This window comes from Paenibacillus sp. FSL H3-0457, assembly GCF_037981725.1.
Classification (GTDB): Bacteria; Bacillota; Bacilli; order Paenibacillales; family Paenibacillaceae; genus Paenibacillus; species Paenibacillus amylolyticus.
The window spans coordinates 2,151,915-2,175,938 of record NZ_CP150283.1 but is presented as its reverse complement, the minus strand read 5'-3'; the positions used below and the strand labels follow the sequence as shown (position 1 = coordinate 2,175,938).

20 protein-coding genes are annotated in these 24,024 nt (G+C 49.3%); 8 read left to right on the top strand and 12 right to left on the bottom strand.

Translation table 11 applies throughout. From position 1 onward, the window contains the following. Positions 1-98: 98 nt before the first annotated feature. The 5 genes from MHH25_RS09855 to MHH25_RS09835 form a co-directional block, all read right to left on the bottom strand. Positions 99-1,130: an acetyl-CoA carboxylase carboxyltransferase subunit alpha gene (locus tag MHH25_RS09855; protein WP_036669951.1), complete on the bottom strand. Its 1,032-nt coding sequence runs from the start codon at positions 1,128-1,130 to the stop codon at positions 99-101. Beyond that, positions 1,131-2,024, bottom strand: coding sequence for an acetyl-CoA carboxylase, carboxyltransferase subunit beta (accD, locus tag MHH25_RS09850; RefSeq protein WP_036609844.1), 894 nt, complete (start codon positions 2,022-2,024; stop codon positions 1,131-1,133). 405 nt (positions 2,025-2,429) lie between these two features. Further along, a complete protein-coding gene (locus tag MHH25_RS09845; protein ID WP_017689496.1) occupies positions 2,430-2,618 on the bottom strand; it encodes a hypothetical protein in 189 nt (62 codons plus the stop codon). Between the two features lie 284 nt (positions 2,619-2,902). Further along, positions 2,903-3,394 carry a phosphatidylglycerophosphatase A gene (locus MHH25_RS09840; protein WP_036609851.1) on the bottom strand — a complete coding sequence of 164 codons (492 nt, stop codon included), beginning with the start codon at positions 3,392-3,394 and terminating at the stop codon, positions 2,903-2,905. A gap of 308 nt (positions 3,395-3,702) precedes the next feature. Further along, positions 3,703-7,848 (bottom strand): DNA polymerase III subunit alpha, encoded by a 4,146-nt coding sequence (locus tag MHH25_RS09835; protein WP_340019897.1) that lies wholly within the window; start codon positions 7,846-7,848, stop codon positions 3,703-3,705. 268 nt (positions 7,849-8,116) lie between these two features. Here MHH25_RS09835 and MHH25_RS09830 point away from each other — a divergent pair, with 268 nt between their 5' ends. From MHH25_RS09830 to MHH25_RS09820, 3 genes are all read left to right on the top strand, one after another. Next, on the top strand, positions 8,117-8,446 hold the full coding sequence (locus tag MHH25_RS09830; RefSeq protein ID WP_026081169.1) for a YtrH family sporulation protein: 330 nt from the start codon (positions 8,117-8,119) through the stop codon (positions 8,444-8,446). A 21-nt stretch (positions 8,447-8,467) separates the two neighbouring features. Further along, positions 8,468-8,956: a hypothetical protein gene (locus MHH25_RS09825; protein WP_036609856.1), complete on the top strand. Its 489-nt coding sequence runs from the start codon at positions 8,468-8,470 to the stop codon at positions 8,954-8,956. An 82-nt stretch (positions 8,957-9,038) separates the two neighbouring features. Continuing rightward, a complete protein-coding gene (locus MHH25_RS09820) occupies positions 9,039-9,380 on the top strand; it encodes a YtpI family protein (RefSeq protein WP_017689501.1) in 342 nt (113 codons plus the stop codon). Positions 9,381-9,525: 145 nt separating this feature from the next. Here the strand turns inward: MHH25_RS09820 and MHH25_RS09815 are convergent, their stop codons facing one another. The 3 genes from MHH25_RS09815 to MHH25_RS09805 form a co-directional block, all read right to left on the bottom strand. Then, entirely contained in the window at positions 9,526-10,860 is a 1,335-nt protein-coding gene (locus tag MHH25_RS09815; protein ID WP_036609860.1) for a DRTGG domain-containing protein, read from the bottom strand. A gap of 212 nt (positions 10,861-11,072) precedes the next feature. After that, entirely contained in the window at positions 11,073-11,357 is a 285-nt protein-coding gene (locus tag MHH25_RS09810; RefSeq protein WP_085981456.1) for a hypothetical protein, read from the bottom strand. A 196-nt stretch (positions 11,358-11,553) separates the two neighbouring features. Continuing rightward, a complete protein-coding gene (locus MHH25_RS09805) occupies positions 11,554-11,901 on the bottom strand; it encodes a YlbF family regulator (protein WP_036609862.1) in 348 nt (115 codons plus the stop codon). 237 nt (positions 11,902-12,138) lie between these two features. Here MHH25_RS09805 and MHH25_RS09800 point away from each other — a divergent pair, with 237 nt between their 5' ends. From MHH25_RS09800 to MHH25_RS09780, 5 genes are read left to right on the top strand one after another with little or no spacing between them, the layout of a single operon-like run. Beyond that, entirely contained in the window at positions 12,139-13,506 is a 1,368-nt protein-coding gene (locus MHH25_RS09800) for a YheC/YheD family protein (protein ID WP_340019896.1), read from the top strand. A gap of 50 nt (positions 13,507-13,556) precedes the next feature. After that, on the top strand, positions 13,557-14,747 hold the full coding sequence (locus MHH25_RS09795; protein ID WP_076252321.1) for a YheC/YheD family protein: 1,191 nt from the start codon (positions 13,557-13,559) through the stop codon (positions 14,745-14,747). A 60-nt stretch (positions 14,748-14,807) separates the two neighbouring features. Continuing rightward, the gene (locus MHH25_RS09790) at positions 14,808-16,181 is read left to right on the top strand and encodes a YheC/YheD family protein (protein WP_036609869.1); all 1,374 of its coding nucleotides are present in this window, start codon (positions 14,808-14,810) and stop codon (positions 16,179-16,181) included. Next, a complete protein-coding gene (locus MHH25_RS09785) occupies positions 16,181-17,287 on the top strand; it encodes a YheC/YheD family protein (protein WP_340019895.1) in 1,107 nt (368 codons plus the stop codon). The genes MHH25_RS09790 and MHH25_RS09785 overlap by 1 nt, the downstream gene beginning before the upstream one ends. Positions 17,288-17,322: 35 nt before the next feature. Then, entirely contained in the window at positions 17,323-18,501 is a 1,179-nt protein-coding gene (locus MHH25_RS09780) for a YheC/YheD family protein (RefSeq protein ID WP_143781262.1), read from the top strand. 62 nt (positions 18,502-18,563) lie between these two features. On the opposite strand, the gene MHH25_RS09775 is transcribed toward MHH25_RS09780, so the two are convergent. The 4 genes from MHH25_RS09775 to MHH25_RS09760 all read right to left on the bottom strand — a co-directional run bounded on the left by MHH25_RS09775 (position 18,564) and on the right by MHH25_RS09760 (position 24,024). Beyond that, entirely contained in the window at positions 18,564-20,486 is a 1,923-nt protein-coding gene (locus MHH25_RS09775) for an alginate lyase family protein (RefSeq protein WP_340019894.1), read from the bottom strand. Further along, entirely contained in the window at positions 20,483-20,818 is a 336-nt protein-coding gene (locus MHH25_RS09770) for a cupin domain-containing protein (RefSeq protein WP_036669940.1), read from the bottom strand. Before MHH25_RS09770 ends, MHH25_RS09775 begins: the two co-directional genes overlap by 4 nt. Before the next feature lie 68 nt (positions 20,819-20,886). Further along, positions 20,887-22,284 carry a sugar ABC transporter substrate-binding protein gene (locus MHH25_RS09765; RefSeq protein ID WP_340019893.1) on the bottom strand — a complete coding sequence of 466 codons (1,398 nt, stop codon included), beginning with the start codon at positions 22,282-22,284 and terminating at the stop codon, positions 20,887-20,889. Between the two features lie 135 nt (positions 22,285-22,419). Next, on the bottom strand, positions 22,420-24,024 hold the full coding sequence (locus MHH25_RS09760) for a helix-turn-helix domain-containing protein (RefSeq protein ID WP_340019892.1): 1,605 nt from the start codon (positions 24,022-24,024) through the stop codon (positions 22,420-22,422).

The window sequence follows — 24,024 nt, the reverse complement described above, 5'->3', positions numbered from 1 at the left end:
TTCCTCCGATTTTAAAGGTATTACTCTTTATCTATTTTTCTTTTTCCAACTATTAAATTTACTATACTTTTGCTCATTTGTATAGGAAATTCGTCACATTATTCAGCATTTCCCGACAAATTACTCGCAACATCGACTTTTACAAGCTCTTGAGGGGCTTCATTGGATGCTTGAGGTTCAAACGTGACCGATCCAATTTTACGGAATTTCTCATAACGATCCTGTTTCAGCTGATCCCCGCTCCAACCCTTCATATCGTCGAGATGACGGACCAAAGCTTCACTGATGAAAGCAGCAGACGCTTCATAATCCCGATGAGCACCGCCGCGTGGCTCAGGGACAATCTCTTCAATGACTTCCATCTCCAACAGGTCTTTGGCTGTTATTTTCATTGCTTCAGCCGCCTGATCTGCCTTGGATGCATCCTTCCAGAGAATCGAAGCAGCGCCGTTCGGAGAGATTGCAGAATAGATCGCATGTTCCAGCATCAACACACGATTACCCACAGCCATAGCGAGGGCACCGCCGCTTCCACCTTCGCCGATGACCACAACAATAACAGGAACCGATAGCTTCGCCATTTCCATCAGGTTGCGAGCAATCGCTTCCGATTGACCTCTCTCTTCTGCAGTATTACCCGGATACGCCCCTTTAGTATCAATAAACGTAATAATAGGACGGCCAAATTTGTTCGCTTGTTTCATCAGACGCAGTCCTTTTCGGAAACCTTCTGGATGAGCGCTGCCGAAAAAGCGGGCGATATTATCCTTCGTGTCTTTCCCCCGCTGTTGTCCGATTACCGTTACTGTCTTTCCATTCAACTTGGCAAGTCCGCCAACAACCGCAAGATCGTCTCCGAACATGCGATCACCGTGTAGCTCAATGAAGTCCGTAAATATCAGTTGGATCAGATCCAGCGCCGTTGGGCGCTGCTGATGACGGGCCAGATGCATCTTCTGAGCTGCTGTTATGCCAGTGTAGATCTCTTCTTCAAGTCTATGGTAACGTTCTTCCAGGCGGGCAATCTCGTCCGTGAAGTCGATCCCTTTTTCCTGTCCAAACTGTACGAGTTCATCAATCTTTTTGCGCATCTCAACCAGAGGCGCTTCATATGGCAACTCACCCGCCATTTAGACCCCTCCTTTTTCACTATGCATATCCAGAAGCTTGCCAAGAGTGGCCCGAAGCTCTTTCCGGTGCACAACCATGTCCAACTGACCATGTTGCATATTAAATTCAGCCGTCTGGAAATCATCAGGTAACTTCTGACGGATCGTCTGTTCGATAACGATTCTGCCGGCAAAACCAAATACAGCGCCAGGTTCGGCAATGTTAATATCGCCCAGGCTCGCAAAACTTGCCGAGACTCCACCTGTCGTTGGGTCCGTAATGACCGAAATGTACAGCCCGCCCTGTTCATCCAAACGGGATAAAGCTGCGCTTGTTTTAGCCATTTGCATGAGGCTAAGAATACTCTCTTGCATCCGGGCACCACCTGATGTTGAGAAAATAATCAATGGTAACCGTTTCTCTGTGGCATGCTCAATGGCACGGGTGATTTTCTCCCCTACAACAGAACCCATGCTGCCTGTGAAGAAATCAAAGCTCATGACAGCAACAACTACAGGCAGGCCATCAATGGTTCCTTCCCCTGTAATTACCGCTTCCTTCAGGCCCGATTTCAGACGCTGTTGTTCCAATTTGTTGCTATATCCAGGAAAGCCAAGTGGATCAACCGATATCATATCAGCATCAAACTCAACAAATCCTTGATCATCAAGTACCATAGCAATGCGCTCCATAGCGTTAAGACGCATATGGTAACCGCAGGCAGGACATACTTTCAGATTTTTCTCCAATTCCTTGCTATATTGAATGGTGCCGCATTTGCTGCACTTGTTCATAAGCCCTTCAGGTATTTCACGTTTTGGGCGTTCTAGGACTTCCTGGCCTTCGCCGGGAAGTGCACGCTCGGAAGGTATGGTAGCGTACTTCCGTTTCTTCTGGAATATATCTTTGAACACAACTACACCTCTCCAGCCGTTGATTTGATGGCCGCAACCTGCAGAGCGCTGCTTGTGGCAGCTTCATCCGCGTGTTACGGTAAACCGCTTACGACCCACACGCTGCCATGGGCCTTGTCCAGCATTCACAACAAAAAAATCCGCCGGTACAGGGCAAGGATCACCGGCTTCTGTCAGCACGATTGATGTTACCTGCAAAAACCGAAAGATTGTTGCGCCGATGTTTGAATCTATCTTGGTAGGGTCTCCGGGAGCAACCAGGTCGGTCCTTGTCCTAACAAAAAAAGAAGGAAGGACAGCAGCATACAATACATGCAAGTCGATTCCTCTCTCCGCTTACGCGATTAGTCCCTTATGTACCGATGGTACTTCTTCATCTGCCAAGGCACGTTGATGTCGAACAAATCAGGAATGCAGAATGGAATTCAGCACTTCCTGGACCTCTTCCAATTCCCCAGAAGGGACGCGAATCTCAAATTGCTGCTTGGATAAACTGATGGGACGGGTCTGTACCAGAAAACCTTCTTCCGAAAGCTTGGTCTTGATCTTGTCCGCAACCTTTGCTGTCGGTGCAATGTAAATCACCGTCCACATGCCTTGTCCGCCCCCTAAGCTAATGTTCAGAGCCCGTATATTGGACTAATGATAACATACCTCACTTTTTTTCTGCAAGAAAGGGTTCGGGACCTTTGGGGAGAATTTGGGATCATGAGGGACATTAGTCCCCCACGAATAACTCATATGGTTGACGAAATCTTCTTGTTCATACCTCTTCCATAAGCAGCCGCAAGCTTATCAGGGCAGCGTCAGCCGCCCTTGAAGACCTTCATATGAGCCATTAGATTGACCATAACAGACAAGCATGGAAATACAGGGGGTTAAAGGTCTGAGGGGTATTTTTTGGCTTTAATATTTTTGTGTGCAATCCGGGCAGAAGCCGCAGCAGCCACCCCTGCGACCAGATCATCCAAAAAGACATGAATGGCTGTTGTGTGTTCGTTCAAATCATGAATTACACCTATTTTTTCTTTATCCAGGTAACCAAAGCTGGTTAAACCAATCATACCATACACATGAGTAATGCCGAGGGCCAGAGTCTCGTCCACTCCATACAGGGATTCATCCGCTTCCATAATAGCCTGTAACGGTTGGGGCAAGAGTTTTTTCTCCGCAAGTTCGTCGAGAGCAATACCCGTATAGAGCGTATATTGCACCTCTCGTTTCTGCAGAACGGATTTCACGCTGGTTACACAGTCGTCCAAGGTCAGTTCGGGGTGGTACCCTTTTTGCAGACGGTATACAATTGCTGCGATTGCATCAATCCGTACACCCCGCCGGGCCAGCATGGCTTCTACGATTTCATATGACATATCTCGACCTCCCGCATCAATCCCCCGAGGACCACGAGGTCCTTCGGTGTTCTCAAGTGTATGCAGCAACCTGTTAAAATGTTCATAAAATGTGCGGATGGTTAAGACCAGTCGCAGCCTAAACCTGTTTCAGGATTGTACATTCCGCTTTGGTCTGTAGCTGGCCTATAACAAGTCTGCAATTTGTTTGTTTAAACCCTGTCGTCAGGGAACCGAGCTCGCACTAAAATAATCAAAAAAACCTGTTCAGCATTGAGCCAAACAGGTTTCATACTATGGATAAGTGCTATCACTTACGGGACAGCCTCTTATTTAATTTTGACTGTGCCTTCACCCAGCATTTTCTCCATCTCGGAGAACAAGGTTGGTGATGGCTTAATCCGGTAGGCATCACTCAGCGCAAGCAGCTTCTGCTGCTGCTCATAGAAGAGCACCGTCGCCACAGGTCCGGGATGCTCCTGAAGCAGCTGCTTCAGACGTGCCAGAAGCTCAGGCTTCTCCGCATGAGGGGCAATCTTCACGAACACCCGCTGCTCCACGGCCCGCGGTTCGCGGCTCTGCGCCGGGCTGCTTGCCGCCTCAGCGGCACCGCCAGGCCGGGAAGCCGCCGCCGTGGCTGCGCCCATACCCGCCGCATCGCTACGCGTCGCTGCCGAGCCTTGGCTCCCGCTGCTACGCGCAGCGGAAACATCCCCGCCTGCGCTGCTGCGCTGCGCTTCGGCTCCTGCGCCCGCTGGTCGCCGCGGCGAAGCCGCCTGCGCCGGGCGCGAAGAGCTGCCGCTGCCGGGCTTGACGCGCCGGTCACGGCTGCGCAGCTGCTGCTCCAGTGCCGCCGGTGACAACGGCACCACTTCCTCAGCCAGCAGCTTAAACCCTTCGTCCTGCTGCTGCACTTTGGCACGCACGACGAGCAGTTCACCTTTCCCGACATGTTGCTGGCTACGCCGCCATACCTCGGGAAAGAGAACCACTTCACAGCGTTCAATCTGGTCTTCCAGCTCCATGAACGCCATAGCCTTGCCCTGTTTCGTCGTAATCGACTTCACAGACACAACCATACCCGCTGCGACGGTCATCGTATCGTCTGCCGCCTCGGTCAGCTCCATGATCCGGTCAGCCCCACTCGATTCCAGCACATCTTCATAGTCATCCAGAGGATGCCCAGAGAGATACAAACCTAACAACTCTCGCTCTAGCTCCAGTTGCTGCCCTGAGGAATAAGGAGGAATTTCCGGATATTCAATCTCCCAGTTTGGCGTCTCAACAAAGTCGAACAATTGAATCTGCAGATCCTCACGTTCCTTGCGCCATTTCAACGCTGCTTCAACAGTCTCATCCAGCATCGCCAGCAATTGGGCACGGTGCCCAGGTAATGAGTCAAAAGCTCCGGCCTGGATCAGCGATTCAATCACACGTTTGTTGCATACACGCAGATCCACACGACGACAAAAATCGAGCAGACTGTCGAACGGTCTCTCTTGCCTTACGATCATAATGCTTTCCATTGCCTGGGTACCGACATTTTTCACAGCGGCCAGACCAAATCGTATTGCACCCGTTAATTTTTCCTTATCTTCATCCGCATTTGCATTAGACACTGCATCGTTTTTCTTCACAGAGGACAGTTCCCCTTGCTCCGCGCGCGAAGAAGACGCCTCTTGTCCCTCGTCATTACCATTTTCCATTGAAGCAGCCGTCACCAATCCCGTTTCCTTCCGGTTGTCGGATGCCTCAGGCATGGTTGTCGCTGCCTGCCACTCATATCCACCACCGTCCTCTTCCGGTCCAGGACCGGGATCATCCGGCAGAGGTGCTTCACCATATTCGGCTTGTCCCGAATGCCCATCATGCTCATGAACGCGATCTTCCCTCAAGGAACTCCCGTTACCATTCGTGGCATGTTCTTCGGCAGGGCTTCCGGCGTCACTCTCTGGATCTGCTCCCGCAGTCTGCTGCGATGCATTGCTCTGATCCCCGGCTCCTGCGCTGCCGGACGGCACAAATACAGGTGTAAACAGAATACCGCTCTCATTCACATCCGGCGGAAGCACCTCCATGTCCATACGCCGACATTCCACCACGTACTCTGCCACTTTCCGATGACTGCCCATTACGGCTGTTAACATGGATGCCATAAAATGAACCGGATAATGCGCCTTCAGATAAGCCGTCTGGAACGCAAGCACACCATATGCCGCGGCATGAGCACGCGGGAAGCCATAGTTTGCAAACTTGACGATCATATCATAGACCAGGTCTGCCTCTTCTTCGCTATACCCTTGTTTCAGGCTGCCTTGTACAAAGTGTCCACGCTCCAGATCCAGCACTTCCCGTTTCTTCTTGGAGACTGCTCTGCGGAGCAAATCTGCCTCACCCAGCGAGAAACCCGCCATCCGGGAGGCTATCTGCATGATCTGTTCCTGATACACGATGATCCCGTACGTATCTTTCAGGATAGGCTCCAGATCCACATGGGGGTAATCCACTTCAATCTGTCCATGCTTGCCCTGAATGTATTTGGATATGAACTCCATCGGACCCGGACGGTACAAGGCAAGTACAGAGATTACATCTTCAAAACCACTTGGCTTCATCTCTTTCAGCACACGGCGTACCCCGGCAGATTCCAGTTGGAATATGCCCATCGTGTCCCCTCGCCCAAGCATCTCGTACGTTAACGGATCATCATCGGGGATAAGGCGGAAATCCGGAATTTCTCCATGTTCCCCAATCCAGCGTACACACCGCTCAATGATTGAGAGGGTACGCAAACCAAGAAAGTCCATCTTAAGCAGCCCAATAGACTCCAGGTTTTCCATGGAATACTGGGTTAACGCCGTCCCTTCACTGCCCTCCTGAAGTGGCACCGCATCAGTCAGCGGGTCACGGGAGATAACCACTCCCGCAGCATGGGTCGAAGCATGACGTGGCATGCCCTCGACCTTCATCGCCATATCCAACAGCTCACGTGTCTTAGGCTTGGTTTCATACAGCGCCTTCAGCTCAGGTGTAGCTTCCATAGCCCGCTCGATGTTAATACCAAGTTGAGCCGGAATCAGCTTTGCAGCCTTGTCCACTTCGCCATAAGGCACATTCAGGGCCCGCCCAACATCACGTACGGCTGCACGGGCAGCCATCGTTCCAAACGTAATGATCTGGGCGACATGGGCTTTGCCATATTTATGCGCGACATAATCAATGACCTCATCCCGCCGCTCATCGCTGAAGTCAATATCAATATCCGGCATAGAGATCCGCTCGGGATTCAGGAATCGTTCGAAGAGCAGGTTGTATTTCATCGGATCAACATCGGTAATATGCAAAGTGTACGCTACCAGACTACCTGCCGAGGAGCCCCGGCCCGGTCCAGTAACAATGCCTTGTTTATGCGCATAGGCGATAAAATCCCAAACAATCAGGAAATAATCCGAGAATCCCATGCTGTCGATTATACCCAGCTCATACGCCAATCGTTGTTCGAGTTCGGATCGAAGCTCTGCATCTGTCCAACGTGTGGACTGCGCATAACGCTCTTTCATTCCTTCTTCGCACAGCTGACGCAGATACACCGAAGGGCTGAGTCCATCAGGAAGCGGTCTGTATTCCGGCAAAATCGATTTGCCAAATTCCAGCTTCAACTCACAGGAATCCGCAATGCGGACGGTGTTTGCCAGAGCTTCCGGTACATGAGGAAACAAACGAGCCATCTCTTCTTCACTTTTCAGATAGAGCTGATTGGTTCCAATTCGGAGCCGATTCTCATCATCCACGGTCTTGCCTGTTCCGATACAGATCAGTACATCCTGAAGCTCCGCGTCCTCTTCGGACAGATAATGTGCATCATTGGTGGCTACAAGCGGAATCTCCAGCTCGGCAGCCAGTTTGATCAACTGCGGATTCACCCTTTTTTGCTCCGACAGCCCGTGATCCTGAAGTTCCAGATAGAAGTCGTCACCAAAGATATTTTTGTAGCGTAACGCCGCACGTCTCGCCTCTTCTTCTCGTCCATGCAGTAAATGTTGTGGTACTTCACCACCAAGACACGCACTTAGACAGATAATGCCCTCGTGATGGGCAGCCAGACTTTCCATATCTACACGGGGTTTGTAATGAAAACCTTCGAGATGTCCAATCGAGCACAATTTCATCAGATTTCGGTAACCCGTCATATTTTTGGCCAGCAAAATCAAATGATGAATGGGTTGATCCTTGCGGCTTCCCCGCTCTTTGCGGGACCCTGCTGTCATGTATGCCTCGCAACCTATAATCGGCTTGATGCCTCTCTCCATACATGCTTTATAAAAAGGAATTGCCCCGTACATCACGCCATGGTCGGTCAGCGCAAGTGTCGTCATTCCGAGATCTGCAGCCTTATTCACGAGATCCGGAATACGCGCAGCGCCGTCCAGCAAACTGTATTCGCTATGAACGTGCAAATGCACAAAAGAACTCATGTTTTTTTTCTTCCTTTCGCCGCAGATAGTCGCAGCATCGATCTTCTGATCCGTCTGCTACCCTATCTATCTCATATATATGAATTAAATAAATAAAAAAAATGGAATCACCTATTAAAATTCGTGACAACCTCTTAAAAGGAGACTTTATTATTCTATTTTATCATAACGTTTGGGGGCACGCCCATACAATAGAAGTACAAGCCGCTCCCCCTGTGACAGACCGAAGACAGGAGGTGTGCTGCTAGGTCTGAAAGGGGTGTTGCCAGTGAGCACATTTTTGTCCAAAGCCATTCTTGATTTCTTTATTGCGTTTGGAATCGTGCTGGGCGGCGCGATGATCGGAGGTATTGGAGCAGTGATCTCTCTTCAGCCTCCGACACAGACGATGCTCGATATTTCTGGAAAAATAAAGATATGGGCACTCGCAGCCGCTGTTGGCGGCACAATAGATCCCATGCGTGTCATCGAGAGCAATTTTCTGGATGGTAACCTGTCTCCGGCGGTCAAACAAATCCTGTATCTGATCTCTGCTTTTATGGGCGCGCATATGGGAACCGAGCTAGTGAAATGGGTGTGCGGCGGAGGCCGGAGCTAATATGAGACAGGAACAGCGTTCATGAGAGTTCCGCCATTTTCTCGTTACCGCCCGCTGATGCGAATGACCGCTGTGTTTGTTCTGGGAATGATCGCTGGATGTGTCGTCTACAACGGCGTATTTCACCTGAGTTACAATGCGTTGTGGCTGAACAATCAGGAGCTGCAGCTTCAGCTGCATCAGAATGAGGAGGATATCAAAACGCTGAAAAAATACAGTAAACGCCAAACCGTTATCAAGGAAATCAAGGTCCGTGCAGAAGAATCGGATAAGGGGCCAGATGAGGCTTCTCTGAAAGTGATGTTACAGAAACTCGGAGACGAACTTGAGGTACTTCGGGGCAGAGATGTATTCAACATCGATGAGTATAGCAAAATGACACGAATCATGCTGAATCAAAAAGTGTACTCGGTCAGGGAAAAGGAATACACCGTTCAGGTCAAAACGATGCTGGTTATGGAAGGGGTACTGCAAGTTTGGGTACAGATTCGCATGCACGTTCCTGCGTAACAGCAAAAAACTGCCCTTGTCTGCATCTCTGCATGGTACAATAAGGGCAGTAAATGCTTTCCAGAAAAGGAGCTGCGTCTTTGTGTTCATTGATGTACTCAAATATGCACTAATCGCCATCTTTGCTGTTGCCATGGTTTTTGCAGCGTTGAACAGTATTCGTTCACACAGAAGCTCGGATGCTGCCAGCGCCGGTCTGTACCGTTCGTGGACAAATATCTGGATGGGTGGCATGCTTGTCGTGCTTGCACTGATTCTGATGTTTGTCTTCACAGGTTCCACTTTATCTGTGATTGTGGAAGCGCTATTTCTGATTATGGGTGCGTATAATGTATTTGCCGGAATACGTAACCGCAGTTATTATGCGCGGCTTCAACAACGGTCCAGTAATGGATCAGGTAAAACCTCCGGACAATCTGCATGATTCGTTGAAGCTCTATCGTTGTGACTGCAAAAAGAGAGTACTTCCCCTTCATTAAGCGAAGCCAGAACCGCGCGACAGCGCAACCCGGCAGAGCTTCTCGATCAGGGAGTACTCTCTTTGTTTATGCCCGAGGCAACGTACCCTGCTAGGCATGGTCAATCGACTGCAATGTCATTACCGCTTTGCATACCACACTGCCTTCACGGGTAACCACAATGTCCATTTTGCACGTTCGACGACTGGTTTCCAGAATTAACGGGCGAACCAGGATCTGATCCTCAATCTGTACCGGTCGAACAAAATACGTCGTTACATTATCCACCACATGGTCGTTCCCTGTAACATCCCACGCTGCCCGCCGGCCGGCCTGGGTCATCACATTCAACAGAACACCTTCGGAGATCGTACCCAGATCCGTTGCCATCTGAGGAATGATGAATCCGTGAAATAACAATTCGTTCTGTTCACCGCGCTCCTCTGCAAACCCGTTCCAGATCAGATGATCAAACGTCTCTCCCAGTTGTGGCTGCTTCTGTGCATCCCGCATGGCCTGAAGCACTTCCTTGCGTGTGACGGACGCAATCAGTTTGCGATTCCGATCCACGATTGGCAGAAAATCGATGCCCTCCCAGGTCATAATCTGGGCAGCAGAAGCAAGAGATGTCTGCAATGAGGCCGTAATCGGGCGGCGTATCACACATTTCTCAATACTTTGATCTTCTTTCAGCTCACTGACATCCTTCAGACTCACAATCCCGATGACCCGGTTCCATTCATCCACGACCGGGAAGCGATGTTCACCCGTCTCTGAAACCAACATATGAAAATCTGCGGCTGAACTGGTCACCTTCAGCACCTGCAAGCGAGGTTTCTGACCAATGATATCCTCAACAAGCATAATTTTTTTCTTAATCAGCCGGTCGAAGATAGCACGGTTAATCATCGAAGCCACCGTGAATGTATCATGTCTGGATGAAATAATTGGTAGCCCAAGCTCGTCAGCCATAATTCTTACTTCACGACTTGTCCCGAAACCACCCGTAATCAACACGCCCGCTCCCTGTTCGAGGGCAAGCGAGTGAGCATCTTCACGGTTACCCACAATCAGCAGACTCCCAGCGTCAATATAACGGGCCATTGCCTGTTCCTTCATCGCGCCAATCACATACTTGTGTAGCGGTTTGGCGAGACCTTCGTTCCCCCCCAGCACATGGCCTTCCACAATGGTCACAACATCAGCAAAGGTCAACTGTTCCGACATGCCCCGAGGTCTCTTCTCGATCCGCACCGTTCCAATTCGTTCCTTGGTCACGACCAGCCCGAAGTTCTCCGCCTCTTTCACCGCACGATACGCTGTCCCTTCACTTACACCCAGCTCCCGCGCAAGTCCACGTACTGATATTTTGCTGCCAACCTTCAGTTGTTCAATATGTTGAAGTAACTGTTCATGCTTCGTGACGTTCTCTTCCTGTCCGTCCAACTGTACCACCCCCGAAGATGCATCTGTACTATACTGTATCTATTATAACACGGCTTTAGGAAAATAACCCCACCCCTACCCATTCTCACAGGCAAGTTCGCCATCTGAATTTAATCATCCCATTAACCTCTAATTCTGTATGTACCAAAAAAGACCGGGGCCCCTTTGTATCAAGGGATTCCGGTCTTCCATGTTGGATCTCATTCTGTACCTTATACAGACTCGCTCCGCTCCTGCTTGTCCAGCAGTTTCATCTCCCACTGCCGCAGCTTCGCCCGGCGAACGGCTTCCAGTGCACGCTTCTTCTCTTCATCCACACCGAGAATAAAATGCAGATGTGCACCAACGATTAATAAAGAGAACAGCACCCATACGATGCCAAAAATATTAACCCAGTCCATTCCTCCAGCAAAGGAAATCCGCGGCAGTGCAATGACCAGCATCGACAACGCAATAAGCAGATAGATCACATGTTTTGCTTTTTTCAACCTCTTCACCATTCACAGCTCCTTCGTTCTTGATCGACTCTATATGTCTAGTCTATGAACGATAAGGAGCTAATATGAAAGGTTCAGGTAAAAAAACAAGACAAGCGTTTAGTACGTGTTCAAATAGATCAGTTTTCAGTACCGAGAAGATGGAATGAAGCTAGGCATCCTTCGTAATCAAAAGTGGACTTTTTGAACTATCTTTTTACGCTTCAGCGCCACCGTACAGATGACCCAGGCTATCAGCAATAATTTTATTCACGTCTTCAATGATGACACTGAGGCGACGCTCCGCATCAAACAAGCGACGGATATTCAGATTCAAGCTCAGTACTTCAAACAGTTTCTCCATTTTCTCCATCTCATCCGGAGCTGGCATATCCCCGCTCATCATACGTTGTTGCAATTCCATTTGTTGATCACGGAAGTTATCCAGCATTGCTTTTGCATCCGGATCAGCTTCAATCAGCTTCATCGCGGAAGTAATCTCTTCCACCTCGCTGCTTTCTCTCAGTGCTTTGGCCAAATCATTGGCTTTGTCATAAATGTTCACTATTATTCCTCCTCAGATTGGTTTGTTCATCCGTGTTAATACACGCTTTTCTCTCCTGTCAAACAAAGGCGCTCTGAAACAGGCCATCCATAACCTGCCTCGAAATCAAATGCATTTAATCCATATGGGTCAATCACCAAGGGTTATATGTCCTCATATGATGAAGCACATGCCATGTTCAGATGCCGTTCAACTTCGAGATCAGACATCAAGTTGCCGCCCGGAAGGAGATCCGTGATGTCCACTAAAAAAGTAACGATTCAGGTTACCGGCTCGGGCATCCTGCAGGACGACGTCATCATGCTGGGCGAAGGGGTGCTTAAGGCGCTTAAAATCCCTTCAGGAAGGCCGCTTCAGTTGCAATTTGGCTCTTTCCGCCGCGAAGTCACTGTTATTCCGGTACCAAGGTATGACGGGCTGCGCATCAATCAGACAGTTGCCAGCAAGACCGGTCTCGTTCCACGTTCGGTCCTGAGGGTATCCTACCGTTCAGCCAGCCGTACGCTTCGCCTTGGACCCTACATCAGTGTACTGGTTAGCCAGGATTATCCCGATCAGCCCGATCGGCCCTTTGGCTCCATCACGATGTTCTGTCAAGAACTGGTGAACGCCTGCCGTAAGCAAGGCGCCTATGTATCCTTTTTCACACCGGAGGATATTGGAGCGGTAACGGGTTATATGAAAGGCTGGGTGTATGATGACGGCTGGAAAAAGACTGTTCTGCCTGTAGCAGACGTCGTCAATAACCGGCTAACGTCCCGCAAGCTTGAGAACAAACCTAGCGTACAGCATTTTATGAAAGAAGTAAAATCGCTCTACGGCACGCAAACCTTCAATGAAAAGTTTCTGGACAAAAACGAAGTGTTTGACGCACTCAAGTCCATTTCAACGCTTAAACGAGTTCTTCCCGAGTCTCATTTGCTCAAGACGTCTGCCATGCTCAAGACGATGTGCAACCGACATCCGGTTGTATTTCTGAAGCCCGTCCGCGGTTCTTTGGGCAAAGGGATCATCCGGGTCTCACGTCAGATTGACGGAAGCTTCCTGACTCTGGCGACTGGCGTCGGGGGTACCCGGAAACAAACGTATACTTCTCTGGATAAACTGTATGCCAGTATGTCTGGGAAAATGAAAACAACGCGTTATCAGATCCAACAAGGGCTGACTCTCATTGACAACAGTAGCAGACCCGTGGATTTCCGTGCGCTCGTGCAAAAAAACCGTACAGGTAAATGGAGTGTAACCTCCATCGTCGCCCGGATTGCGGGCGGGAGTCACTACGTATCCAATCTGGCACGGGGTGGAAGTCTCAGCACCGTCAAGGATGCTGTTGCCAAAACACAGTTGTCTGGATCAGCCAAAGCTTCCGCGTATGCAGGATTGCATACCGCAGCACTGGATATCGCTAAAGGAATCGAGAGTGCCATCCCTGCTCATTTTGGTGAACTTGGTATTGATCTGGCCTTGGACACCACTGGGCGCGTATGGCTGCTCGAAGTCAACTCCAAACCATCCAAGAATGATAATACACCACTGAGTGAGAGCAAGATCCGCCCTTCCGTCAAAGCCATGCTCGAATATTCTACGTACCTGGCGGGTTTTTGAAAAGTTATTCCCTATTGGAAACAAATCTGATAGAGGAGAGGTGCAGCGTAATGTTTCCAACATCTCAGACCAAGACACTGGCCATTCTGGTACGTGCAACCGAAGGCTCACCTCCCTTTACGGATGAACTTTTCTGCCGTCGTCTCAGTTTGGGGAGCATGAAATACGCCCTTCAGATTATTGTGATCCCGATATCGAATGATGCAGTCCATCTCCCTCTTCAATGGGGATATGTCTATCATCAAGGGAAGTGGAATTCGGTACCTGTTCCTGCAGTCGATCTCATTATGGATCGTTGTCTTCGCCCTATCTCCAGGTACGTCAGACAACAGCTTAAGGAATGGATACCAACCAACGGCACAGATCAACACCGTTATTGGTCTGCTTCCCTTCCAGGAAAATGGGAGGTACATCGTGTGTTGTCCCGAAATCCTGAATTGAGGTCACAACTTGCTCCCACAACCCGGATCGGATCGCATATTCCTTGGGAAACATGGCTGGACCGTTGGCCCAAAGGACTGTTCTTCAAACCAGTATCCGGGACTCATGGCAAAAATACCTTTCGCCTGTCTCGGGGAACGACTCCATCAACATGGATCGTGGAGGGGCGTAACGAGGACAATGAAACCTTTTTTCTTACATTCAACCATACCCAGGCTGTATCTTCCTGGCTAGCATTACATCAGGCTGAGCGCAAGATGATCGTGCAGCCATATCTGGAGCTTAGCCATCATGGAAGAGCATTCGACATACGGGCTCTAATGCAAAAGAATGGGCAAGGTCGCTGGACCCTTACCGGATGTATGGTACGGGAAGGACCCGAAGGTTCACTCACGTCCAATCTTCACGGTGGGGGTAAAGCATATCCTGCCCACGCATATCTGCTCCAGCGATATGGAACGATCCGCACGGAAACTCTGCTGAAGAGCATCCGGCAGACTGCTACGCTTATCCCCACCCTGCTGGAAAGCCGTTTCGGCAGGTTAGCCGAATTGGGGCTTGATTTCGGAGCAGATGCAGAGGGCCAACTCTGGCTAATTGAAGTCAACTCCAAACCAGGCCGCACCTCATTTGCAGAAGCGGGCGACCGACGCATGCATACCTTGACTTATACCCGGCCGCTTGCCTATGCCCGTTATCTGTTGCAACAACATGTTCTCACGGACGTCTTTCGTCCAATGAAATTGCCGAATACATCCAGCAAAGCTGGCCTGAAACCCATCCCGATTCACGGCGGCTGAGGCCCGCAGCGCCCGCTTGCCATGGAGCCCAAGGATCTTTTCAGGATAGGAGGATAAATCATGAGTTTGACCTTTTGCAATCTGCATTTCACCAAGCAACCGGATAAAGTGGTTTATGTATCCAACGCTTTAATGAAGAGCCTCAACCTGTCCGGCAAAAAAACGGTGCACCTTCGCTTCGGGCGTGACCGGGTACCTGCAACGATCAAACCAATCAAAAAAGCAGGTAAACATCTGTATCTCGCTTCAGGTATCCGTAATATGATGAACGTTCCCAAACGGGGCAGTATTTATCTCCGGAATTTGCAAAATGATGAGGTCCAGTTAGGTCCACTGATCGGCGTACTCTCTGATGGGCCTGCGACGAGCACGAATCCATTCGGTTCCCGTACTGGTTTCATCAAACAGTTACTCCGTGAAGGCAGCCGTAAATCCTACATTTACGCATTTACTCCCCGGGATATCAATTGGCAGAACGAGACGGTATCCGGTTTTTTCCTGAATGATAACGGAAGCTTCACCCGCAGAACGGTACCACTGCCCGATGTTGTCTACAACCGATTGCCGAGCAGACGCTCAGACTTCTCACCAGCAATCAACCAGCTGCGAGAACGATTTGTTCGTCGAAAAATTCCGTTCTTCAACTGGAGCTTCTTCAACAAATCGGATATCTATACGTTGCTGGAGAACGAGCCGGCAGCAGGACGGTATATCCCTGAATCGATTACCAATCCTTCCGTTGAACAGATGAAGGAAATGTTGGAACGCCATCAGTTCGTCTACTATAAGCCTACTGCAGGAAGTCTGGGGAACGGGATCTACCGTCTGACTTATTCGCCCAAACGCGGATATTTCGCACGTTATCGCAAAAAAGGCGGTAATGCACTCCTGCGTTTTGGGTCCTTCAACAGTCTGATGCGCATGCTTCAGGGAAGACATGGTAAACAGCTACGCGGATATGTAGTTCAGCAGGGAATACGTCTAATTGAGATTGATGAATGTCCAATTGATTTTCGTTTTCACATGCACAAAAATGGTAACAATCAATGGGTTGTTGTCGGGATTGGAGCCAAAAAGGCAGGACGTGGCAGCGTCACAACACACATCAAAAATGGCGGCTCCCTAATGACTCCTGAGCAGGCGCTCAGTCGCAACTTCGGCGATCGTGCGGGAGAAGTTCTTCAGCATGCCAAATCCGTCGCTATTACACTGGCCCAGGCGATTGAAACCCAGCACCAGCATCTGATTGGTGAGATTGGCTTTGATCTGGGCATTGATCAGGAGGAACATGTATGGATGTTCGAAGCGAACGCCAAACCCGGGCGCTCCATTTTCCGTCACCCTTCACTCCGGGTGGAGGGCAAATCGTCGGTGGAGCACATCTTGGAACACTGCCTGTATTTGAGCAAGTTCCGGAAGAAGGAAGAGATTTGATGACCCTTCATGATGATTTCAAACCTGTCATTGCTGTTTTGACCATGCATGATAAACAGCGTATGTTCAGGGGAAATCATCAAAATTTTCAGGATATCTTACAGACAGGCGAGAGCATGGGATACGTGGTGTACATTGTAACTGTACGGGATCTGAACGTGAGTGGCCCCACCGTGAAAGGATATACGTACAACAAGGGGAGTGGAAAGTGGGTTTCACAACCTTTCCCCCTTCCCCATGTTCTGTACAATCGTATTCCCAACCGGGAAGACGAAGGAAAACCTTCCGTGCAGCGTAAAATTGACGAATGCATGCAATCAGGAATTGAACTGTATAACCCATTCTTTTTCAACAAATGGGATCTGTTCGAATGGCTCAGGAAATCCAAATCGACTCAGCAACTGATCCCTTATACTCGGCGGATGCGAAGTGCTTCTTCTCTGGGTGCCGTTCTACGGGCGTATCCCTATCTATACCTTAAGCCCGAGAGCGGCAAAGCTGGTAAAGGAATCATGATGCTTAAATTTCAGGAAAAAGAACGGCTTCCCTATCGTCTCAAAATACAAACCACACGTAGAAGCACGACCTATAAAGCATCTACACTTGCCAAGTTATGGGCACGAATTCGCAAAGAAACCGGACATACGCCCTATATCATGCAACAAGGCATTGAACTGGCATCCTCTCGTAAACGCCCCTTCGATTTGCGTGTTCTTGTACAAAAGAACACCAAGGGCCAATGGAGCGTAACCGGTGTAGGAGCGAGACTTGCTGGCTCCCGCAGCATTACAACTCATGTGCCGCGCGGCGGGAGCGTAGAAGACCCAGAGAAGCTGCTGACCGAGCTTTTTGGCGAAGAAATGTCAACAAACCTGATGAAACGTGTGAAATCCACTTCATTAATGATCGCAAGACAGGTAGAACGGGGATCAGGTTACACGCTCGGAGAAATGTCCATGGATCTGGGCATTGATGACCTGGGGGAACTCTGGTTCTTCGAAGCCAATGCAAAGCCCATGAAGTTTGATGAACCACAGATCAGACGGCGGTCATTGGAACGTATATTTCACTACAGCGCTTATCTTGCCCGTCAGTCCAAACGATGATAGACAGGAATACTGCAAAAAGAAGGTGATTGTTTGTGTCCTCACCTGTTCTGGGCATTATGACGTTGTACTTAAATGAACATCGCGCTCTTGAAGAACGAAGCGTTTATCGCAGAATGATTCTTGAAGGGCGCAAGCGGGGACTCGATATCTATGTATTCACACCAGCCGACGTACACCCCGGCGGCAAACAAATTGAAGCCATGGTTTTTCATGAGGGAAAAGGCTGGTCCAGGGAGTGGCGATCATTCCCGGACCTGATCTTTGATCGTTGCCGAATTCAGCGTAACCGAAGGTTCCAGCAATTGCTTGCTTTTCGTGAGAAATATGGGCATCTGCTCTTTCTGAACAGGCCACTGCGCAATAAATGGACCATCCACCAGACCCTTTTGCAAAAAGCCAACTTTCGTGAACACCTGCCGGAAACCGCTCTATTTCAGGATATGTCCGATGTAAACCGGATGCTTAAAGTTTCTTCTCTGGTCTATCTCAAACCCATTAATGGAACAGGCGGACGTGGTATTCTGCGCATTGAACGCAGCAGTAGCGAGGCTAATACAGTGCTTGTTCAAGGGCGGGATCAGAAGCGTCGTATCATCACTCCACGTAAAGTTCATTTATCACGACTTGGCGCGTTGCTCCAGCACTGGAACATGAAAGACAAGTATCTTGTACAAAAGGGCATTCAACTTCAGCTTCCGAATGGACGTGTGCATGATTATCGCATGCTCGTTCAGAAGAACGGAGAAGGACAATGGGAGCTTACTGGATGTGCTGGACGCATGGGTGCAGAAAAAAGCGTAACCTCCAATCTGCATGGCGGCGGTCAGGCAATAGCGATGGACCGACTCATGAAGCAATGGATCGAAGATGACGACCTCCGGGCAGAAATTAACACAACTGCAGAGAAATTCGGCATTGATGTTGCTTCGTTTCTGGAAGATACGTATGGGGACCTATGTGAGTTGGCACTGGATTTGGCGATTGACAGAAGCGGGCGTATCTACCTGCTTGAAGTTAACCCCAAACCTGCACGTGAAGTATTCGCTCGCATCGGGGAGCGGGATATCTATTATAAAGCCATCACTCAGCCGCTGGAGTATGCCTTATGGGTATATCGCAACAGACCTCCCGGAACGGCCAGAAAGCCAGCCAGTCCCAAGCCCGTTACGCAAAAATCACCCAGAGTAAAAAGAAAAAATAAAGCCAAGTGAGTGAAGAAAAAGCAGGAGTCTATGTTCGCCAAGTGCGAGCATCTGCTCCTGCTTCACTGTTTTTATTTCTGTTCTTTCGACCATTGCAGCGTGTCGTTGTCAATCACAATATACCCTTTTTCCTCACCTTGCACATAAGATAATGCCAATCTCATCAGGTCAGGTTCCAGTTGGCATGTGGTTACACGTGTAACCTGGTCTGTATGATCCGCGGGGAGGCACAACGTCAGAATACCCACTTTACCCGAGAAATCAGTCTTGCCCTGGATGACCGATGTTTCCAACTTGGAACCATACACCTCAGATACCCAGCCGGGCTGCTCCGTCAACGCGAAGGCTCCCTTCCCGATGCCTGCCGTAACCCATTGCATCGTCAGCGTTATGGAAGATGCCTCATAGCTCATATCCGCCGTCATTTCTCCAGCTTCATTCATTCTCAACGCAATATCCGCTTGCGGATGCAGGTGAAAACGTTGCTCCAGAGTATGCTCTGCTTCTGCCTCCAGCCAATCCACAATTAATAGTATAGGGATCTCCACCCCTGCCAGCATCCACCGACGATGTGTAACTGGATCTGGCAAATGTGTATATCCATCCTGTGAAGCATCAATGAAGTGATAGGTGTCATTGCTCTCCCAACGTAACGTTGTGGCCTGAGCCTCCGGTTCATCCCATTGCTGTGTGGAGAGATAAGGTGTCTGATCCAGACCATCCACCGTGACGGTATTGTGTGCCCGCGTACTTTTGAAATACCGACGCCATTTCCCTTCTTCATACGTATAACGTCCGGTGTCCGTGAAGAAAAGCTGGTTCTTCCACATCCACTCCACATTCAGCGCATCCGCATGTCCGTGTGCTCCGCCCATGGCAGCCGCATCAAAAAAAAGATATTGATACTTGTCCCTCATGACATAATATCCTGTCTGCGGAAAGGCTCGGCTCGACAACACCGGAGAAGAAGAAGCCTGTAGTCTGAGGCATCGCTCATATTTTTCTACACCCAGCAACCAGAGACACTCCGAGCTATCCGTTCCGCGAGCCACCAAATCATCATCGTCCAGGATCGCTCCAAGCAGGGTCAGTCGTTGTCGTCCATCGCCAACCCAATCCGAATCACCAATACCGGTAGACTGATGATCTGGTCGGATCAGCGCCTCAGTAAATGCGGCCATTTGGCGTAGACAGCGGGCATACCATGCCGAGAAAGGATGTCCTGATATCTCGCCCAACCGATAAGGGGTGCCAAACATTTCGATGCTGGCATTGTGGTAATGTGTTGTCAGTTCAACCTGTATTCCCTCTTCACCCAACTGATGCAGCAAACACAGCTCAAGACGTTCCATCGCCACTTGACGCCAGTATGGACTTCGCGGGTGCTGGTGGTAGAACGTAGCGATCATGAACAACCCTTGCATATGCATAATGGCATGATTGATTTCCGTGCTGCCGAGGTAACGGGTCAAAAACTCGGCGTGCTCGTCCAGACCTTGTCGAAACTCCGCCTGAAAGCCTTCGTCTATCAGTGAACTCGCTTCCATATATTTATATGCCGATATCCAGGACTGCACACGTAGTCCCGTCTCCAGCAGGCGCCACGGACCAGGTTTTTGAAAGAACACAGCCTCGTCGTAAACCAGATTTACAGGTACCGGGTTTTGCTGTCTCCAGCTACGGAAGTGGTCAATAAATGCTGTTACATATAGCGGATTGCCCTTCATCAGATACGCCTTGCCCAGATCGAGCATATGCCAGTGTCGATTGATGCCCCATGTGAACTCCAGATCATTGGTCGGGTTGTGAAGCCAGTCCACGGGTGTCCCCATCGGAATCCAGCGATTCAGATCGTTGGTATAAGGAACGATAAATTCATTCAGGATGGCACGATTGGCAATCGTGAGCGAATTTCGGGCTTCTTCCGGAAAATGTTTTTCATAATATTGGGCAGCCCGTTGCAGGTCCGTTGCCGAAAGGTAAAAATCGCTCATTGGGACGCCTCAAGAAAATCCTGACGGAACGGGGTAAACACATCCAGAATGACGGAGTCCTCCAGTGCCTTAACCCCATGCGGGACGTTAAAACCGGCATAAAAGCTGTCCCCTGCTTTTAAGATGCGAGTTTCTTCACCGACCTGAACCTCAAAGCTACCCTTGACGATATAACTGACCTGCTCGTGCGCATCATGGGAGTGAACTTCTCCAATACCACCTTTAGCAAAGGTAACCTCCACCATCATTAATGTACCGCCCATACCCAAGATCTTCCGGGAACTCGTTTCGTTCACGATATGTGCATCGATAGACGCATGATTAATAATCATTTTGCTTTTCCCCTTTCCTTGTGAATAAGCGACCGAAGTAGTTAAACCACGGCCGCTATGAACGTTTATTAGTCTTCTGTGGACAATTTACCCTGAAGTTTGGAAGAATCAAACGAAGGATCAGCAGTTATGTTGGTCAGCCCTGCCGCTTTGGTTTTCTCCAGAGCTGCATTATACCTTGTATCCAGATCCTTGATCACAGCATCGAGATCGCCACCCGTGAATACAAAGATTGAAAAAGCCTCACCCCATTTGGTGCCTTCCAGTGAACTCTCGGTCACCACACTTGGATTTGCCGGGAAAATGGCATCATAACGTTTGGGCAGGAAACCTTCAATGCCCGGAATGCTTGGTTTTTTGTCAGAGCTTAGTACAGCAGGAATCAGTGAGATTCCGTATCCTTTTTCGTAATACTCACTCTGAAGATCTGTGCTGTACACATACGCCATAAACTTCCATGCCGCTTCCTTGTTGGCAGAATCTGCATTGATGCCGATGTAGGAGCCCCCGATGACTTGTGAAGCGCCCTTGATCGTTCCATCATTAGTTGGTACAGGAGCGGCTGCCCAATTTTCTTTTGTAGGAAACTGATCTTTATATACACCTGGTTCACCGGAGTGGTTAATGTACATTCCGATTTTGCCTTGAGCAAACTGGGCTCTGAGCGGATCGATGTCCAGACTTTCAACCCCTGGCAGCATGCTGCCATCCTGATTCATCTGACGAAGCGCCATTGCGATATCCTTGTACATCCCAAAATCAAATTGACCAGTCTTGTAGTTGTAACCATCAATACCAACATTATTGCTTGCACCTGCAATTGTATTGGCTGCTCTCCAGAAGCCGCTGCTACTCTTGAATGGGCTGGCAAAGCCATAGATGCCTTCACTTTTACCAACTTCGGTAATTTTTTTGGCATCCGCAACCATCTCAGCCAACGTTTTTGGCGGACTCTCGATCCCTGCCTTTTTGAAAATATCTTTGTTATACACAAGCCGCCAGACCTGCCCTGTATTGGGGAGGGAATATATTTTTCCATCAATCGTGTTTTTATTTTCAATCAAGCTGTCTTTAAACACGGCCTTCATCTCATCACTCATGTATCCATCGATCGGGGCGAGATACCCCTTCTGATAATATGTCTGAAAATCATTAACTTGCAGCACATCGGGTGCCTGCTTGCTGGCAAAAGCAATATCGACCGCCTGTGGATAGTTGTCCCCCATCACGGTCATCTCCACTTCAATGTTGTCCTTGTTCGTCTGGTTGAACTCATCGATCTTGGATTTCATAAAATCAGCATCATGGCGGTCCGGTGTCCAATATATGATTTTGGTTTTCCCTCCGGCATTCTCCCCGCTGGTCCCCGATTCGCTATTTGCCGAAGTACCACTGTCAGCAGAACAACCTGCCAAACTTAGCGCCAGCAATGCACTTAGCGTAGTCACCATCCACTTTTTAACCATTGATATGCCCCCTTATGCTTGTCTGGACAACCTGTTTGAGTTATCCGTTAACGTAATGATAATCGCTACGCTTTCATGGAGGTGAGGGACATTCTGACTTTACATGGTGGGAAAAATGACGATCCGTATCTGTTTTCAGTTCTCATACATTTGCCGGAAGCAGGTTGGCGTCATGCCGCAATATTTCTTGAACAAACCGCTGAAATAAGGCCTGTCCTCATAACCCAGCCTCTGGCATATCTCTTGCACCTGTACACCTGCAACCAGCAACTCTTTTGCCTTTTCCATCCTCATCTTAGTAATATATTGAATCGGCGTTATGCCGGTTTCCTTTTTGAAGGCATTGGCAAAGTAACTTGGACTTAAATGCACGGATTGGGCACAAGCATGCAGCGTCAGATTTTCTGCAAGATTCAGACTGATATATTCTTGTGCTTTGCTAATGGCCTGTTTGACATCGGTGAGTCGTTTTTTGTCCATAATCTCGCAACCCATGCTGCTAAAATGTTTGATATATCCCCTCCAGCCCTCAAACGTCAAGGAACGCATCGCCTCAAGCACTGTCAGGTCGGCCTCCAGACGCAAGCGTTCCTCTGCTGTAATCTCATCACAAAAGGCACGGTAGATGGCAAAAGCAAGTCCAGACAGCAAACGAATCATCGTGAGTGGCTCGGGAAAACCTTCGGAAACCTGCCATTCTTCGAGAATTTCATCAATGATGCGGTGACAGGTGCTCTCATTACCACATTTGAGGGCGTAAAAAAGCTCTTTCTCCTTCTCCAGAGGATATATCGGAGCCACACAGGCCTGATTTTCCAGTTCAGCATACTGGAGGATGCAATTGCCTTCACTGTAAAAACGATAGGATATCGCCTGATCTGCATGTGCGTAGGACGTCCAGATTTCCTGTGGTCTGCGGGCAATCGTACCCACACCAATCGAGACTGTTTTTTTGCTGAATCGCTCCACATTTTGGCGGCATTGCTCCAGTAGCTCGGAGACGTCGATCTGGCTTGGTGTGTTCAATATGGCTGCAAGCCGGTATCGGTTTTCCCGTAAAACAACGCCTTTGGTATAACGATTTATGGTTTCCTCCACAATATTTTGGACCGCAAAAGGAACGATTTCGGCATCCAGATGCATCGTGTATCCATACCGCGTATAACCATCCACCTCAATGACCATGACGAGAAGATTGGAGGAATCGAGATCAATATGCAACTCGTTCCAGCGGCTTTCATTCAGGAATCCCCCGATTTCATGACGCAACAAGCCCAGTAGATAGCTGTGACGCTCATACTGGCTGCTACTCTCCACCTTCTGCTCCAGCTGTTCCAACTGCTTGCACTGTGCCTGTTCTTCCTTAATCACCTGTCTTACCTTCAACACCGCACCGAGTATTTCTTCAGGGGTAAACGGTTTGAGCAAATAATCGGATGCACCCAGCTTGATGGCCTCCTGTGCATATTGGAAATCCGAATAACCACTGATGAAAATAAATTTGGCTCGCAGTCCGGCATCCAATGCCCGCTTCATTAGCTCCAGCCCGCTCAACTTGGGCATCCTGATATCACTAATCACGATGTCGGGTTGCTGCTCCAGCAACAAGGACCAACCGCGCTCTCCATTGCTCGCCGTGCCTACAATCCGAACCTGATGATCTTCCCACGGAATAGTTGAAGATATGCCCTTTACAACTGCCTGGATATCATCCATAACACACATCGTCAATTGGCCCAT